The sequence below is a fragment of the Agrobacterium sp. ST15.16.024 genome (genome assembly GCF_027956545.1).
Classification (GTDB): Bacteria; Pseudomonadota; Alphaproteobacteria; order Rhizobiales; family Rhizobiaceae; genus Agrobacterium; species Agrobacterium cucumeris.
Genome location: NZ_JAQKGO010000016.1, coordinates 23,173 through 38,715 on the forward strand (window position 1 = coordinate 23,173; position 15,543 = coordinate 38,715).

Here is a 15,543-nt window from a genome sequence, read left to right on the forward strand (position 1 = left end):
ATGCTGCTGTCGTCGCCGAAGCACTCGTCAATATCCGAACTCCCTTATGCCGAAGGCGGCAAAGCAGGAGTTCTAAAAGAAAGTGCTATAACGATCCCGTCAACATCGAAAGCAGTAGGCCGTTCGTCGCGCAGACGGCCGATTTGCATCTGTTTGCCTGGCGCCGCCTCAAAGCGGACTATCGCCCGCCAATGTGCTTTTAGCTCTCCCCGTCAATCCTGAACTTGACGCTAAACTGAACTCAGGCCGGTGCTGGTTCCATGCTCATTCGCCAGCTCCTGGCCAATCACAACCGCGCTGCCGTCATTCCGGAAAAAGCACACGTGTACCTATTCATCAAGCGCGGCTCTGCCGCCAGGAGCCGTAGCACGCGAATTGATGTCAAATGAAACCAAACTGTCAAAGGCGGGAATTTGAATTTCGACATAAATATCAGTACTCATAAATTATTAAAGCACAAATTTAATGTTTTCCCTCATATTGCAAATTCTGAATGCGGTTTGATAAAGTTATTCTACGAACCAATACTATCATACGTCGAAAGCGTTAGCACTTTTACTTCGACGTTTGTTCTTTTTGCAATGCGCGCGGCGCAGCCAATGCCGAATGAAGCGTCTTGATCATGAGACCGTGTCGCGTCACCCCCGCTGGTTTTGAAAGAAGCGAGATGCACATGCTTATCTATCTTATCTATGGACCCACCTGTAGCGGAAAAACCGACTTGGCAGTACAAGTGGCCCGAGAAACGGGTTGGCCGGTAATAGCGCTCGATCGGGTACAATGCTGCCCCCAAATCGCTACCGGCAGTGGACGTCCTTTGGAATCGGAACTGCAATCCACCGAGCGAATCTACCTGGATTCGCGCCCACTCGCTGAGGGTGTGATCGATGCAGAGGCGGCTCATCGTCAGCTCATCTCAGAAGTAGAGAATCGCCGGACCTCTCCTGGTCTCATCCTCGAAGGCGGTTCGATTTCCCTTCTGAACTGTATGGCCACGGACACTTATTGGGAAGCCGATTTTAGATGGCATGTAAGGCGACTTCGTCTTGCGGCTCCAGATGTTTTCCTGCCGCGAGCAAGACGCCGGGTGACGGAAATGTTTGCTGTCAAGGACGAGCGCCGATCTCTGCTGCAGGAACTGACGGATCTCTGGAAGCAGGAGGCGCTCCGGCCGATACTGGAGGACATCGACGGGTATCGCTGCGCAATCCGGTTCGCCAAGGAACATGATATCGGGATTCGCGATTTGTTGCGTCTCGATTTGACGCGACAGCAGGCGCTGATCTCGGCCATCGCCGACGAATATTTTGATCATGCGCAGTGGCAGGAGCGCGACTTCCCTGATTGGCAGGAGGGCGGAAACGTTCGCCTCACTCCTCGGGTGGCATCAAACGCTAACTGAGTGTCGGAAGTTAACGTCGCGAAACGAAGAGATTTGTGATGACCCTACCGGCCAATCAATCGCCTGAATGGTCATATTGTGCAACGAACTCGGGGAGGCCACCGGCACTGCTCCAAAATCCGAGATTCATCATTCCGATACCCCACTGCATTTGGCCTTTTCGGTCTACATTTTCAACGGTGACAACAAGCTGCTAGTGACGCGCCGGGCATCTGATAAGATCACCTGGCCCGGTGTTCTTTCCAACAGTTGCTGTGGACACCCGCAACCTGGCGAACCGTTGACCGAGGCTATCGAGCGCCGGGGTCACGAGGAATTGCGGATACGTGCAGACGACATTCGTCTTGTGCTGCCGGAATTTTCCTATCGCGCTTCAATGACGAATGGGATCACCGAAAACGAGTTGTGCCCCGTATTCGCTGCACATTGCAAAACCTCCGGCGTCAACCCCGATTTGAATGAGGTGTCAGCGTGGGAATGGGTGCATTGGCAATGGTTTTTCGAAAGCGTACAGGCTGAGCGCTTGTTGGTGTCACCATGGTGTCGTGCACAAGTCGACCTGCTCGCACCACTTGGTGCGAACCCATCGCAATGGCCCGTAGCGGAGGAGCGGCGGCTACCAAAAGCTGCCAGAACGAAGATTGACGTTCAACTTAAGGTTTCTTAGCTAAGCCGCTCCCGGGCGTGGAGCTCGTAGGGAGTTTCTCAATTCGGGAAATAGCTGGCCTTCAAGAAGTTCGTTTTCTCAATTGGAGGAGCGTTTGAGATATTGCGTCTTTGCGGGTTCAAGCAACGGCCAAAATCCGGCCTATGTGAGCGCAGCAAACCAACTTGGCAAAGCTCTGGCGAGATCGGGCATCGGATTGGTGTACGGCGGCGCTTCGATTGGTTTAATGGGTGCTATTGCGGACGCGGCCCGAAGCGATGGCGGAGAGGTTATCGGCGTCATTCCCCGCGCGCTGGCCGAGAAGGAGATCGCACACACCGATCTTGCTGATCTACGCGTTGTCGAGACCATGCACGAGCGCAAAGCGCTGATGACGACGCTGCCGGATGGTTTTATCGCTTTACCAGGAGGATTGGGAACCCTCGAAGAGCTGTTCGAAGTATGGACATGGGCTCAGTTGGGTTACCACAATAAGCCCTGTGCACTGCTGGACGTAGCGGGCTTTTACAAAAGGCTAGATTCCTTTCTTGATCATATTGTTGGCGAAGCATTCTTGACAGCAAGTCATCGCAACATCCTCCTCGTCGAAGAGGACGCCGAGGTGCTCATTTCTGCCATGGCAAAAGATAGTGCCACTTGAAAGTTACGTTCAGAAGAGAGCGATTTTAGGCTACTCCGACGCTAACTGCGCGCTTTGCAGGTTACCTGAAACGTGTTGTCCAAAAAGCGAGATGGCACTACGAGCGCTGGTCCCCCCTGTGTTGGCTCTGTTTATTTTGTAACGAAATTGCTGTGGCAAACCGTAGCCGATTTCATATTTCTTGTTTCTCGCGGAATGTCGGGCTGAAAAACGTTCATCAAGAGGACTGATGCGATAGGCCACAGGGGGGCGATGCATGAGAAGGACGTCGGATGAGGCTGCAGCTACCCGGAGGCGGATTTTACGCTCTGCCGAGGCTGTGTTTATCGAAAAAGGATACGATGAAGCCTCCTTGCAGGAAATTGCCGCCGAAGCGGCCGTAACAACCGGCGCCATCCAGTGGCATTTCGGACAAAAAATGCACATTCTACTGGCCTTGCGCGATGAGTTATGCTGGCAGGCAAGAAAGCTCGGCAGCCTTCACGACGCAGGGATGGTTGAGGAGCCATTAAAGGCAGTCGCCGAGTTTGCCACATCAGCCATTAACCACTTTGCTGACAATGAAAACTGCAGGCGGATTTTCCAGATCTATGATAAGAAAGTCTCCGATACAGTGGCCTTCCATAATGAAGACCGCAAGTTTCAGCAGGAAGTGCGGGCTACGTTAGGGAGCGTTTTCGGATCCGCAGAGACGAGAAAGGAATTACTAGCTCCTTGGACCTCCGACACTGCGGCATATACCTTTTGGTTTGCAATGCGAGGAACGTTTCAGACCTGGCTGGAGGATGATTCGAGGTTTGACCTGAAGTCCGATGGCATGCGTATCGTTCAAACGATGCTTTCCTCGTACCAGCGCGCCGATTTGGTCACTGGATAAAACAATCGGAGTTCGCTCGCTTTTCCTCATCGCCCAAGCGTTTTCCGATACCGCGGTTCAGCACCGGTGACCTTTAATATTTCCAGCTTTGGACGTCGTGGTTGATATGTCTCACGGATGAAGGCTCGTATACGGCCGGGCCAGGTGTCACTAAACATCCTGGACCAGTTTAACCAGATGCAAAATCACGGATTGTTTTGGAAAAGCTAACCCAAGTGCATCATGCCGGCGTCTAGGGTAGGGGATCACCCCTCTTCCTGCAAATGTGCCATGAACACTTCTGCTGGGGTTTTTTATCCGAGGCATTTTCGCGGTTGATCCTTGAGATGGCGGGCAAGGTGGGTCAGGTCGCGCTGAGAGACGGCTGCAAGATCGGTATCACCTGGCATGAAGCGGCGAATGCGCTTGTTGGCATTTTCCACCGCACCTTTCTGTAGGCGTTCAGGTCCTTGTTGAAGAGAAGGACGCGGCTCGTTTGGTCCGGCTGAACGCGGAAATCCGAACACACCTGCGCCGCACCGCCGCCGATCGACGACGCTGCGGTATCGCGAAACCCGAGACTCGACAGCACAGGCCCGAGTTCCTTTGGGGCAGTACCCAGTATCAGGATGCCGATCCGACAGATAAGCTGCGGCGAGCTTATGTCCACTAAAGCCGCGATTTCGGAAAGGCTGAGACTGGAAGTGGGCCAGGACGCCGCCTCCTCGCTGATTTTCGACACGCGCGTACGGTGACGAATTCCGTATGATGTTCCACCTGCGTGCGCAAATTCTCACTGTGACACGGGTCGGTGGATATGCCGCGCGCACCATCCTGCGTAATCGGACCGGAGCGCATGACCGCAACATGCTCAACGAAGGCCGGACCGGTGAAGTAGATAGACGGCCGGGCATGGAGCTCAGCATTGAAATCCGTCGACATGTAGTTTCGCCCTACGAGGGGAAAACACTCCTGATGCAGGCCAACCGAACGAGCCTCTGTTTCAGATCAGTTGCCGTTCGAAAGGTGAGCTTTTGCGAGTGCTTCCTGTGCCGATTTTGCGTTAAGCGCGGCAAGCGCGCGTTCGACATGATGCGCAATTTCAGAGACGGTTTTGCCTTGAAGCAGAGCGATTTCGGCGAGCGTTTTGCCGCGAGACAGCCACCGAAGGCATGCTAGTTCTAATGGACCGGGCAACACAAACTCCATGACCACATCGCCGACCTTCAAACTCAATCATCCCCGTCACCGAGCCAGCGGGCGCGCACCGCTGGAAACTCGATTGACGACGACTCATCCAGTTCTTTTTGAGGAGGCCTCGCTGCACATGCGGCAGCGACAGAACGAATGCCAATCGGCCCGTAGTTCTCAACCAGGTTGACCGCCTCGGCTTGCCTGTTCTCGATATTTTGCCTGTTCAACTTGGTATCCTCAGGGTGTTCATTTTCCCGTTCAAAGTGGCAGCAACTCGACGACGAACGCCGTCGTCGGGCCGTTTGCCCGAAGAACGACTTTTTCGGCGCGATCCAGGTGAAGGGCATCGAGGCTTTCCAGTCGCTCCCCGGAATTCTTTAGCGCGCAGCCGGACATCACGATGACGAACACCACCGCGACATCCGATCCGACCTCCAATTCGCCATCAAGCCTGCACCTCGCAACGCGATGACCGAAGCGTCCCCTCCGGCTCATGACATTGAGGTCGCTGATAGGGCCATCCACCAGTCGAGCGGTGGTCGGGACGTCCGCTCGAAAGGTAAAAGGCGGACTATTCTGAGAGCAGACGGTGGCGGGCTCCCCGGCAATCGCGAGTTCTATCCCCTCCCCCGTCAGCACGCTCAACGTCCGATCGACTTCATCGAATGTCGAGAAAGGCCCATCGAGAGCGACCGTCGCGGTGCTGATGCGCCAGTCGAAATCGTCGACCGACGCATCCGGAGGGGAGACGGCGATCTCCACCGTCTCTCCCTTGCCGTTCTTCCACATCGTGCGCTTGTACTGCGCGGAACGCAGAACGCGCATTTGCTTCAGTTCCCGAGAATGCCCGGCAGACGCAGGCCTTTGTCCTTGGCGCAGTCGATGGCGATCTCGTAGCCCGCATCGGCGTGGCGCATGACTCCGGTCGCCGGGTCGTTCCAGAGAACGCGCTCCAGCCGCTTGGCGGCATCGTCGGAGCCGTCGGCGCAGATGACAACGCCCGAATGCTGGCTAAAGCCCATGCCAACGCCGCCGCCATGGTGTAGCGACACCCAGGTAGCCCCCGATGCGGTGTTGAGCAGTGCGTTGAGCAGCGGCCAGTCGGAGACGGCGTCAGAGCCGTCCTTCATCGCTTCGGTCTCGCGGTTGGGCGAGGCGACCGATCCGGAGTCGAGATGGTCGCGACCGATGACCACGGGTGCCGAAAGCTCGCCGTTCTTGACCATCTCATTGAAGGCCAGCGCCAGGCGATGACGGTCGGCGAGGCCGACCCAGCAGATGCGAGCCGGCAGGCCCTGGAAGGCGATGCGTTCGCGGGCCATGTCAAGCCAGTTGTGCAGGTGCCTGTTGTCGGGCAGCAGGTCCTTGACCTTGGCGTCGGTCTTGTAGATGTCCTCCGGATCGCCGGAAAGGGCGGCCCAGCGGAACGGACCGATGCCGCGGCAGAAGAGCGGGCGGATATAGGCCGGAACGAAACCCGGGAAGGCGAAGGCGTTCTCAAGACCTTCCTCCTTTGCGACCTGGCGGATGTTGTTGCCGTAGTCGAGCGTCGGCACCCCGGCATCCCAGAAGGCAACCATGGCTTCGACATGGACTTTCATCGAGGCGCGGGCGGCAGCCTCGACGGTCTTCGGGTCGCTTTCGCGCTTGGCCTTGTGCTGGGCAACGGTCCAGCCGATTGGCAGATAACCGTTGAGCGGATCATGGGCCGAGGTCTGATCGGTGACGATGTCGGGGCGTGGACCACCGGCCTCCATACGCCGCACGAGCTCGGGGAAAATTTCCGCGGCATTGCCCAGCAGGCCGACGGATTTTGCCTCGCCGGCTTTGGTCCAGCGCTGGATCATCTCGAGGGCCTCGTCGAGCGTCCTTGCCTTCTCGTCGACATAGCGGGTGCGAAGACGGAAATCGATGCGGGTCTCATCGCTTTCGACGGCCAGGCAGCAGGCACCTGCCATGACGGCGGCGAGCGGCTGGGCGCCGCCCATGCCGCCGAGACCGCCGGTCAGGATCCATTTGCCTTTGAGATTGCCGCCGTAATGCTGGCGGCCGGCCTCGACGAAGGTTTCGTAGGTGCCCTGCACGATGCCCTGCGTGCCGATATAGATCCACGAGCCGGCCGTCATCTGGCCGTACATGGCAAGGCCCTTCTTATCCAGCTCGTTGAAATGGTCCCAGGTTGCCCAGTGCGGCACGAGGTTCGAGTTGGCGATCAGGACGCGCGGCGCATCCTTGTGGGTCCGGAAGACACCGACCGGCTTGCCCGACTGAACGAGCAGGGTCTCATCCGCATTGAGCGTCTTCAGCGTCGCCGCAATCGTTTCGAAGTCGTTCCAGGTGCGTGCCGCCCGGCCGATGCCGCCATAAACCACCAGCTCGTGGGGGTTTTCAGCCACATCAGGATCGAGGTTGTTCATCAGCATGCGCAGCGGCGCTTCGGTCATCCAGCTCTTGGTGTTGAGCTCCGAGCCGCGTGGCGCGCGAACTTCGCGGATATTGTGTCGAGGATTGGTCATGGTCAGTGGCTCCCAATATTCACTTCTTGAGTTCGGATGCGGCGCGCTCGAGGTTGGTCAGAATGTCCCTGAGACGGGCGCGGATGCGCTCGGCTTTTGCGGTGTCATAGGAAAATGGCGGTTCCTCTGCCGAAAGATGAGTCGATTGCGCCAGTTCCATTTGGATCGCGTGGACGCCGCTTTCGAGCGTGCCGTAATGCCTTGTGGTCCACCCTCCCTTGAACCGACCGTTCAACGTGCGTGTGTAGCCATCAGCATTGCGAACGACGTTAACGACGGCCGCCGCGACTGCGGGATGACACGACTGCCCGTCATTGGTCCCGATATTGAAGTCGGGCAACGTTCCCTCGAACAGGAAGGGAATGTGCGAGCGGATTGAGTGACAGTCATAGACAATGGCCAAGCCGTGAATTGCCTTCACCCGCTCGATCTCTGATTGGAGGGCGGTATGGTAGGGTGAGTGGAAAGTAGCGACTCGTTGAGCGATATCGTCGTCTGTCGGTTCCGCACCGGATTTCCAGATGGCTTCACCATCAAAGTCCGTTTTGGGGATAAGGCCAGTGGTGTTCTGCCCAGGGTACAAACTCGCCCCTTCCGGATCCCGGTTGGCATCAATGACGTAGCGATGAAACATCGCTCGAACGACTGTGGCTTTCTCTAAAAGACCATCGTACAGATTATGTATATACCAATCGGTATCGATCAGCTGCCGGCCATTGTCGTTCAACCGCTCCCAGATCTCGCTCGGAACATCGGTACCGGTATGGGGCATTGCTAGAATAACCGGAGAGGTGCCGTGGCGAACTTCAAAAACACTCATGATTTCTTCTCTTCTACGACTAGCGAATGGAGGTGAAAGAACCAGCCAGGTTCGAAACGCCAGGGACATGACTTAAAGTCACGGCCGCAGTCCTCGTCCCTTAAATATTCGCGCATGCAGGGGATTGAAGCCCATCCGCTAGACCAGCTCAGCTGGCCGTCCGATATTCCAGATCGCGAAATCAGCGGACCTTCCGACCTCGAGGGTTCCAGTTTCATGCAAGAGACCAAGGGCACGTGCAGCCTCTCTTGTCGCGCCAGCGACGCACTCGTCGACCGTCAAGCCGAACAACGTGGCTGCCATATTCATAGTCAGCAGCAACGAGGTCCGTGGTGAAGTGCCCGGATTGCAGTCTGTTGCGATAGCGATAGGCGTGCCGGCATTGCGAAGCGCTTGCACTGGCGGCAGCTGCTTTTCTCGGAGTGTATAGAATGCTCCTGGCAGAAGAACAGCCACCGTACCAGCCATAGCGAGCGCTTGGGCACCTTCTTCATCGAGGCACTCAAGATGATCTGCCGAGAGCGCTCGATAGGACGCGGCTAGCTTTGCTCCTCCAAGATCGGATAGCTGCTCCGCGTGCAACTTTACCGGAAGGCCTATCGCAGTCGCCTTGTCGAATACCTTGGATATCTCCGCTGGCGAAAATGCGATATTTTCACAAAAACCATCCACCGCATCGATGAGACCTTCCCTCCTGCCCCGCTCGAGTCCAGGGATGACGACATCCTTGATGTAGTCGCCATTCCTGCCTCTGTAACTTGACGGGATCGCATGGGCGGCGAGATAAGTGGTCACGACGCGCACCGGTCTCAGCGTCTCCAATCCCCTTGCCACACGCAGCATTTTCAATTCAGCTTCGACGTTGAGGCCGTAGCCAGACTTTATCTCGACCGTCGACAGTCTCTCTTCCATGAGGGCGTCAAGTCGAGGCAGATCTTGCAAAACGAGTTCATCCTCGGAAAATTTGTTCGTGGCGTTTACAGAAGAAGCAATTCCCCCACCGGCCAGTGCGATCTCCTCACACGACGCACCGGCGAGTCGCATTTCGAATTCGTGTGCGCGGTCGCCACCGAATACCAAGTGCGTATGGCAGTCGATCAATGCCGGCGTCACCCACCGGCCCTCCAAATCGACTTGAACCGCGCCTCTCGCCAACGCCGGGAGATTTGCGTCGGTTCCGACGTATGCGATGCGGTCACCTCTGACCACTATCGCGCCACCCTCTACGACACCCAGGCCGTCTCGATCTCCCGCGACAGTCGCCAGATGCGCGTTCCTCCAAACGACGATTTCCTCATCGGATGCGGGCGTTGCCACTGACATCTCGATCCCCGTTGCTCTATATTTGTCTTTCATTACTGATATTTTGTATATACCAATACACGGAATTGCAAGCACCAAAGTTGCCTGCGTTTCGCAAAAAATCAGAGGGAAGCTATGAAGGAATTGAACAGTTCAGCACTTTTCGCACGGAAGGCCCTTCTTCCGAGCGGCTGGCACGACAATGTCAGGGTGTTGGTCGAGAGCGGAACCATCGCGTCGGTATCGACCGATGCTGATCCTGCACCATCCGACGAACACCATCAAATCATTCTGCCTGCGATGGGCAATCTCCATAGCCACGCCTTTCAGCGCGCAATGGCAGGTCTGGCCGAGACCCGCGGGCCGTCAGATGACAGCTTCTGGAGCTGGCGAAATGTAATGTACCGGTTCGCCTTGACGATGAGCCCCGACGATGTCGAGGCTGTTGCGTCCCAGCTCTACATGGAAATGCTTGAAGCAGGTTTCAGCCGTGTCGGCGAGTTTCACTACCTGCATCATAGCCCGGATGGAAACCATTACTCCAACATTGCGGAAATGGCGGAACGAGTCGCAGCGGCCGCGAGTGCCACCGGAATAAACTTGACCCTGCTACCTGTCTTTTACGCCCACTCGGATTTCGGCGGACTCGAACCGGTGGAGGGGCAACGACGATTTATCAATTCGCTCGACAGCTTCGAACGACTAATGGTTGCGTGCCGATCTCTAGTCGCGAAAATCGACGGCGCCGAGCTTGGTGTCGCACCACACAGCCTGAGAGCCGTCATACCGCAGGAACTGCTTGCGGTCACCTCAATGTCTGGCGGAGGGCCAATCCATATCCATATCGCCGAGCAGATGAAGGAAGTTTCGGATTGTATTGCCTGGTCCTCTGCTCGTCCTGTTGAATGGTTGTTGGACAATGCACCTGTGGACCAGCGCTGGTGCCTAATTCACGCAACTCATATGACCGAAATCGAAACGGCAAGAATGGCGCGGACTGGCGCTATCGCTGGGCTTTGCCCGATTACCGAGGCCAATCTTGGCGACGGTATTTTTCCAGGCCAAATTTTCTGCGAACAAGGAGGCCGTGTCGGCATTGGTTCCGACTCGAACGTTCTCATTTCCCTGAACGGAGAGCTGCGGCAACTTGAATATTCACAACGACTGCGACTCCAAGCACGTAACGTCCTGGCAGCGCCGGGCGGCTCAACGGGTCGCAATCTTATCGTCTCTGCCGTCCGCGGCGGCGCCATGGCGCTGAACGCGGAGAGTGGCATTGAGGTACACAATTCTGCCGACATGCTTTCACTCAATCTCACAGAAGTTCCCTATCTCGAAGATGACGAGATCCTGGATCATTGGATCTTTGCAGATGGGGTTGCGATCGACAACGTTTGGGTTCAAGGCCGCAGACAAGTGGTAGCCGGTCGCCACGTCGCCCGAGACAAGATCAATCGACGCTTCCTCACCACAATGCAGAAGTTGGTTCGCCGCTGATCGACACGCGGAGGCGAGTTGGCGGTCTTGTCCTTGCAAGGTCGCCTGTTTTGCGTTGGCGTAATTTCGAGGCGTCGGGGAATAAACTGGCATGCAAAAAGGGGCGCCGAGCGCCCCTTCTTAAAATTAAATTTCAGATGTGATCATATCTACTGTACTAGCCGCGACGACCGGTAAAGACGTTCAGCCCCACCAGACGGTCGATTATGAGAACGACGATGGCCGAACCAATCACCGACCAGGTGGCAACTGCGGCTATCAATGGCCTGTATTGGTAGAGGAGATACTCATAGATTTTGATCGGCAGTGGCTGCAGTTCGCGCGGCGTGAGGAAGACCGAGATGGAGAAGTCATTCCACGAGGTTATGAAAGCAAAGAGAAAGCCAGCGATCACACCAGGTTTGATCAACGGCAACGTTACTGACACAAACGTACGCCACGGATTTGCGCCGACACTGCTTGCAGCATCCTCCAGCGCGGGGTCGAGGTTCTCGGTAACGGCTGTGATCGTTCGTACCGGGTATGGCATGGTGATCATCACGTGGCCGATGACGAGCGCAAATAGGTTCGTCACCCCGAAAGCGTAGATCATCACCGAATACAACGACAGAGCAAAGATCACCGAGGGTACGAGCAACGGCCCCATGAACGACAAAGTCAGGACCTTCGCCACCGTGGGCGGTGCTTTCCGCAATTGGAGCGCGACCGGAAGTGCGAAGATCGTTGAGACCGTGGCTGCTACTGCTGCGACGGCAAAGCTGATGAGGGCGCCATTCACGAAGCTTCTGTCCGTGAGAGCCGCAATCATCCAATGCAACGTCAATTGCTTGGGCGGAAAGAACATGGCTTCCGCGTTCAAAGCTGCGCCGGCGACCACAAACAGTGGCGCCACGACGGTGACGAACGCGCAGAAAGCGGCAATACCTAATCCTGTGGGGAGTGGCAACCACACCTTCCTGGCCGAAACGCCCTTCCCCGTCGAGACAGTTGTGGTAGCGCTCATGCTGCTCTCCTCGCCGTGCGGAATGTTTGATTGATGGCAAACAAATAGATTGCAGTAATCAGGATGCTCAGAATCGTCAGGCTTATGCCGATCGCCGCTGCGAAGGGGAAGTTCCCCTGCACGGTGGCTTGTTCGTAGGCCATCATGCCCATCATTTTGACCCGACCGCCGCCCATGAGGGACGGAATCGCAAAAGCTGCGGCGTTCAAAGTGAACGCAATCAGTGTGCCCGCCACGACTCCGGGCAGCGACAGCGGGAAGGTTACGGCCCAAAAGGTCTTGTACTTGTTGGCGCCCACGCTTGCCGCCGCCTCTTTGAGGGCCGGGTCGATCGCGGCTATGACACCGATAAGAGGCAAAACGACATACGGGATGGCGATCTGAACCAACCCTATCAAAACCCCAAGCTCGGTATACATGATGCGGACCTTCGGCATCCCCATGAAGGTCAGGGCGCTATCAATAAGTCCGCCGCTCATTAGAAGAACATTCAATCCAAAGATCCGGATAACGATGTTCACAGAGAGGGACACAACCACCATGCTGGTGAGAAACCCTCTGCGGTCAGCAGGGAGCTCGGCAATGTAGTAGGCCAGCACATACCCGATAATCAGAGCAAGCACCGTGGACAAAACCGACAGCTTAACGGTCGTCCAGAGCGCTGTTTCGAGATAGAAGGGGTCCGTCCAGAACCTCGCGTAGTGCTCTAGCGTGCCTGTAAATACAGGCGCGCTGCCAACCTCATGGGAGGACATGCTCGTCGCAACGAGCCAGCACATGGGAACGAAAAAGAACAAGATGACGAAGGCGAACGGCAGGAACAGCGGCGCTTGGGTAGACCACGCAACCACACGCTCCCAAAGTCCTCTGCGTTCATCACTCTGCGGCAACGACGGCGTTAGTGACATTGATCCTGACCTTGTCTCCGGGTTTCAAAACATCGGCGTTAGACCGTTCCTGCAGGAAAACGGGCGCCTCAGGTTCGTGAGTGAGTTTGATCCCATATCGAATTGCAGAGCCTTCATAGATCACATCGCCGACCGTGCCCTCGAGCTGATTTGCAGGCGGATTGCTGCCCTGCCGTTCAAGTACCAGCCACTCGGGCCGAACAATAACGGTGACCTTCTCTCCGACCGCCCTGGCCGACGGCGCATGCGCAGTCACGACGGCGCCATTGCTGAGCTTGATTTCGGCCCTGCTCTCCTTGGAATTCTGCACCAGTTCTCCGGGCAGGAAATTTGCGCTACCAAGAAAGCCGGCAACAAAACGGTTCGCCGGGCGCTCATAGACTGTCCTCGGGTCGGCGATTTGCTGAATCCTTCCGGATTGCATGACCACCACTTGGTCGGACATGGAGAGCGCCTCCTCCTGATCGTGCGTGACGAATAGCATCGTCACCCCAAGAGACCGCTGCAGTCGCTTCAATTCAATACGGAGTTCTTCCCGCAAGCGCCGATCCAGATTGGACAGCGGCTCATCAAGAATGATCACCTCAGGATCGATCGCAAGCGCTCGTGCCATGGCGACGCGTTGCTGCTGCCCGCCACTGAGTTCACGAGGATATCGATCCTTCAAGCCGGTCAATTGCACCATGCTGAGGGCACGGTCTACACGACGCGCGATCTCTTCCCGGGGCAGCTTGCGTATGCGAAGACCGAACGAGAGGATTTCTGCCACAGTCATGTGGGGCCACAGGGCGTAGTTTTGGAAGACCACGCCGATGTTGCGTTTGTAGGGAGGCAGGTTGGTAACCTCCCTGCCTCTGATCGAAACACGCCCGCTGTCGGGAATGATGAAGCCCCCGATCACACGCAATGTCGTTGTCTTGCCGCAACCACTTGGGCCGAGAACGGTGATGAACTCACCGTTCTTGACCTGAAGGGAGACGTCGTCCAGAACGTTGATGTCGCCGTACGTCTTGCGGCAGTGCGACAGTTCAATGTCGAAACTTTGGGTCATTATCGTTGAATTTCCCGTTCCCAGCGCTGCTGCCATTGATCATAGACCGAAACGATGTACTTCCAGTCGGCGCTTTTCAGATCCTTGACGTTGTCTGGCGTGATCATGATCTTTGCCTGGACTTCCTGCGGCAGCTTAGCTTCGCGGTTCGTCGGGAAATAACCAAGGCGAGTGGCCATATTGAGTCCCGAGGCGGGGCTCAGTAAGTGGTTGACCAGCTTCTCGGCCAACTCGGTGTTCGGACGTCCGGCAACGACGCTAAGCGTCGAGGCGAGCGGGAAAAATCCTTCCTTCGGAATGACGCCCTGGATTTTTACGCCTTCAGTGTCACGCGCCCAGCCGATGCGGCCATCGGTCCACATGCTCATGGAGATCTGGTCGTTGCGATACAGTTCGAGATGGTTGGCGTGCGAGTCCACCCAGACGTCGATGTTCTGAGCGATCTTGGCCATTTCGGCGAAGCCGGCGTCGGGATGACGCTCGTCGCCGCCGGCCTCTTTCGCAAAGAGAGTGATTAGATCGATATTTTCAGGCCGGAATCCGCGCAGCGCGATGCGGCCCTTGTATTCCGGCTTCGCGAGATCATGCCACGATTGCGGCGGCTTCACCTCCGCAGGATTGTAAGCGAGCACATATGCGCCGAAATTCGCTGCGACGACCGCGTCGGAGTAGATCGCATTCGGGTGAATGTCCTTCAGGTTGGTAACCAGCTTCGGATCGAGCGGCGCAAACGCCTTCTCGGCTTCCATGCGAAGCGCGAAAACCGGATCAGAAACGATAACGTCGACTTCCTTGTTGCGGACACGGGCTATGTTGTTCGCGCCGGACCCGGCAACAATGGTGACCTTGACGTCGTTTTCCTGTTCGAAGGATTTCACGCTCGCAGCCATTGCTTCGTCATAGGCACCGCCAAAACCGCTGACGATCAGCTCCTTTTGTTGCGCCTGAGCTCCTGAACTCAGCGCGCAAGCTGCGACCAACATTGCGCCACCGACGATGGCTTTCCCAAATTGCCATTTCATGGTTAGTTCCCCTTGGTTGGGGTTTGGCTCGCAGCAACGCGAGACAAACCGTTCTGCGTCGGACACCGTGCCCTACCGCAAACATTGAGTTGACTTCAGGTTTGAGATTTGCCTCCGTTGCTTGAGGCTCATCATCTCATATACAAATGCCGCTTCTTTTCCGCTGGGATCTGTCCTCGGAGGAGCTAAGGCTCAGCGTCATCGGGGCGATATGTTTGGCAGTTGCATGCCAGATAGCCACGCCAATCCGCCCCTAAAGAAACGCGTCGTCAAGTCGGTTACATGGCTGAAACAGAACGAACTTCCGTCATCCAGGACGCTGTGTCCCGCATTGTTCGGAAGGTCACTGATTTTGTCGAATTCAAACCAGAATGCCATTTCGCCGTTCTCCTGTTACCGCATGTTTCCTGCGGTTTGGTCTATACATATTAACAGAAAGGCTTAGCCAATCAAGTCAATTTTTTGTCGCCAAAGGGAGGCGGCTCGCGTTAGAAACCGCCCCGGCTGAACGCTTGTTATGCGAGTTCGATCGTGAGCATGATCGGCTTCTTGTCGCCAAAGTTGCTTTCCAGAACAGCGCGACCAACCTTATAGATATCGTCGGCATACTCCGGCAGGATCTCACCGAGAACCGGTGTCGCAATATCTTCGGTGACTTCACCATA

The 15,543-nt window shown here is 56.3% G+C and carries 15 protein-coding genes and 1 pseudogene; 6 read left to right on the top strand and 10 right to left on the bottom strand.

All coding sequences use genetic code 11. The annotated features are described in order from the left end of the window. Positions 1–673: 673 nt before the first annotated feature. The 4 genes from PL640_RS24480 (at position 674) to PL640_RS24495 (ending at position 3,586) form a co-directional block, all read left to right on the top strand. Positions 674–1,402 (top strand): isopentenyl transferase family protein, encoded by a 729-nt coding sequence (locus PL640_RS24480; protein WP_077768184.1) that lies wholly within the window; start codon positions 674–676, stop codon positions 1,400–1,402. Positions 1,403–1,478: 76 nt separating this feature from the next. After that, the gene (idi, locus tag PL640_RS24485; RefSeq protein WP_309546945.1) at positions 1,479–2,069 is read left to right on the top strand and encodes an isopentenyl-diphosphate Delta-isomerase; all 591 of its coding nucleotides are present in this window, start codon (positions 1,479–1,481) and stop codon (positions 2,067–2,069) included. 94 nt (positions 2,070–2,163) lie between these two features. After that, entirely contained in the window at positions 2,164–2,709 is a 546-nt protein-coding gene (locus PL640_RS24490; RefSeq protein WP_077768185.1) for a TIGR00730 family Rossman fold protein, read from the top strand. Between the two features lie 256 nt (positions 2,710–2,965). Beyond that, positions 2,966–3,586 carry a TetR/AcrR family transcriptional regulator gene (locus PL640_RS24495; protein ID WP_077768155.1) on the top strand — a complete coding sequence of 207 codons (621 nt, stop codon included), beginning with the start codon at positions 2,966–2,968 and terminating at the stop codon, positions 3,584–3,586. Between the two features lie 293 nt (positions 3,587–3,879). On the opposite strand, the pseudogene PL640_RS24500 reads toward PL640_RS24495, so the two are convergent. Beyond that, positions 3,880–4,020, bottom strand: a pseudogene (locus PL640_RS24500) (IS30 family transposase); the annotation flags it as partial. 310 nt (positions 4,021–4,330) lie between these two features. Here PL640_RS24500 and PL640_RS24505 point away from each other — a divergent pair. After that, complete coding sequence (locus PL640_RS24505; protein WP_161596397.1) at positions 4,331–4,744, top strand: hypothetical protein; 414 nt, start codon at positions 4,331–4,333, stop codon at positions 4,742–4,744. Positions 4,745–4,797: 53 nt separating this feature from the next. Here PL640_RS24505 and PL640_RS24510 read toward each other — a convergent pair whose 3' ends face one another. The 5 genes from PL640_RS24510 to hutI all read right to left on the bottom strand — a co-directional run bounded on the left by PL640_RS24510 (position 4,798) and on the right by hutI (position 9,418). Further along, the gene (locus PL640_RS24510) at positions 4,798–4,986 is read right to left on the bottom strand and encodes a hypothetical protein (RefSeq protein ID WP_077768157.1); all 189 of its coding nucleotides are present in this window, start codon (positions 4,984–4,986) and stop codon (positions 4,798–4,800) included. A gap of 31 nt (positions 4,987–5,017) precedes the next feature. Next, positions 5,018–5,584 (bottom strand): HutD/Ves family protein, encoded by a 567-nt coding sequence (locus PL640_RS24515; protein ID WP_012475936.1) that lies wholly within the window; start codon positions 5,582–5,584, stop codon positions 5,018–5,020. Positions 5,585–5,589: 5 nt separating this feature from the next. Beyond that, positions 5,590–7,275, bottom strand: a complete 1,686-nt coding sequence (hutU, locus tag PL640_RS24520; RefSeq protein WP_012475935.1) for a urocanate hydratase — start codon at positions 7,273–7,275, stop codon at positions 5,590–5,592. Positions 7,276–7,294: 19 nt separating this feature from the next. Next, complete coding sequence (hutG, locus tag PL640_RS24525; RefSeq protein WP_077768158.1) at positions 7,295–8,095, bottom strand: N-formylglutamate deformylase; 801 nt, start codon at positions 8,093–8,095, stop codon at positions 7,295–7,297. A 138-nt stretch (positions 8,096–8,233) separates the two neighbouring features. Further along, entirely contained in the window at positions 8,234–9,418 is a 1,185-nt protein-coding gene (gene hutI, locus PL640_RS24530) for an imidazolonepropionase (protein WP_234888143.1), read from the bottom strand. 114 nt (positions 9,419–9,532) lie between these two features. Here hutI and PL640_RS24535 point away from each other — a divergent pair, with 114 nt between their 5' ends. Continuing rightward, positions 9,533–10,894, top strand: coding sequence for a formimidoylglutamate deiminase (locus tag PL640_RS24535; protein WP_012475932.1), 1,362 nt, complete (start codon positions 9,533–9,535; stop codon positions 10,892–10,894). A gap of 157 nt (positions 10,895–11,051) precedes the next feature. On the opposite strand, the gene PL640_RS24540 is transcribed toward PL640_RS24535, so the two are convergent. Genes PL640_RS24540 through PL640_RS24555 form a run of 4 tightly spaced genes read right to left on the bottom strand, consistent with a single transcriptional unit; the run spans position 11,052 to position 14,878 of the window. Continuing rightward, positions 11,052–11,897 (bottom strand): ABC transporter permease, encoded by an 846-nt coding sequence (locus PL640_RS24540; RefSeq protein WP_012475931.1) that lies wholly within the window; start codon positions 11,895–11,897, stop codon positions 11,052–11,054. Next, positions 11,894–12,805, bottom strand: coding sequence for an ABC transporter permease (locus PL640_RS24545; RefSeq protein ID WP_012475930.1), 912 nt, complete (start codon positions 12,803–12,805; stop codon positions 11,894–11,896). Before PL640_RS24545 ends, PL640_RS24540 begins: the two co-directional genes overlap by 4 nt. After that, positions 12,774–13,856 carry an ABC transporter ATP-binding protein gene (locus tag PL640_RS24550; protein WP_077768160.1) on the bottom strand — a complete coding sequence of 361 codons (1,083 nt, stop codon included), beginning with the start codon at positions 13,854–13,856 and terminating at the stop codon, positions 12,774–12,776. Before PL640_RS24550 ends, PL640_RS24545 begins: the two co-directional genes overlap by 32 nt. Continuing rightward, positions 13,856–14,878, bottom strand: a complete 1,023-nt coding sequence (locus PL640_RS24555; RefSeq protein WP_077768161.1) for an ABC transporter substrate-binding protein — start codon at positions 14,876–14,878, stop codon at positions 13,856–13,858. The genes PL640_RS24550 and PL640_RS24555 overlap by 1 nt, the downstream gene beginning before the upstream one ends. Between the last annotated feature and the right edge of the window lie 665 nt (positions 14,879–15,543).

Coding starts and splice junctions, on each gene's coding strand:
- PL640_RS24480 (WP_077768184.1), top strand. CDS start 674: ATGCTTATCTATCTTATCTATGGACCCACCTGTAGCGGAAAAACCGAC.
- PL640_RS24495 (WP_077768155.1), top strand. CDS start 2,966: ATGAGAAGGACGTCGGATGAGGCTGCAGCTACCCGGAGGCGGATTTTA.
- PL640_RS24505 (WP_161596397.1), top strand. CDS start 4,331: ATGATGTTCCACCTGCGTGCGCAAATTCTCACTGTGACACGGGTCGGT.
- PL640_RS24515 (WP_012475936.1), bottom strand. CDS start 5,584: ATGCGCGTTCTGCGTTCCGCGCAGTACAAGCGCACGATGTGGAAGAAC.
- hutU (WP_012475935.1), bottom strand. CDS start 7,275: ATGACCAATCCTCGACACAATATCCGCGAAGTTCGCGCGCCACGCGGC.
- hutG (WP_077768158.1), bottom strand. CDS start 8,095: ATGAGTGTTTTTGAAGTTCGCCACGGCACCTCTCCGGTTATTCTAGCA.
- hutI (WP_234888143.1), bottom strand. CDS start 9,418: ATGTCAGTGGCAACGCCCGCATCCGATGAGGAAATCGTCGTTTGGAGG.
- PL640_RS24535 (WP_012475932.1), top strand. CDS start 9,533: ATGAAGGAATTGAACAGTTCAGCACTTTTCGCACGGAAGGCCCTTCTT.
- PL640_RS24540 (WP_012475931.1), bottom strand. CDS start 11,897: ATGAGCGCTACCACAACTGTCTCGACGGGGAAGGGCGTTTCGGCCAGG.
- PL640_RS24545 (WP_012475930.1), bottom strand. CDS start 12,805: ATGTCACTAACGCCGTCGTTGCCGCAGAGTGATGAACGCAGAGGACTT.
- PL640_RS24550 (WP_077768160.1), bottom strand. CDS start 13,856: ATGACCCAAAGTTTCGACATTGAACTGTCGCACTGCCGCAAGACGTAC.
- PL640_RS24555 (WP_077768161.1), bottom strand. CDS start 14,878: ATGAAATGGCAATTTGGGAAAGCCATCGTCGGTGGCGCAATGTTGGTC.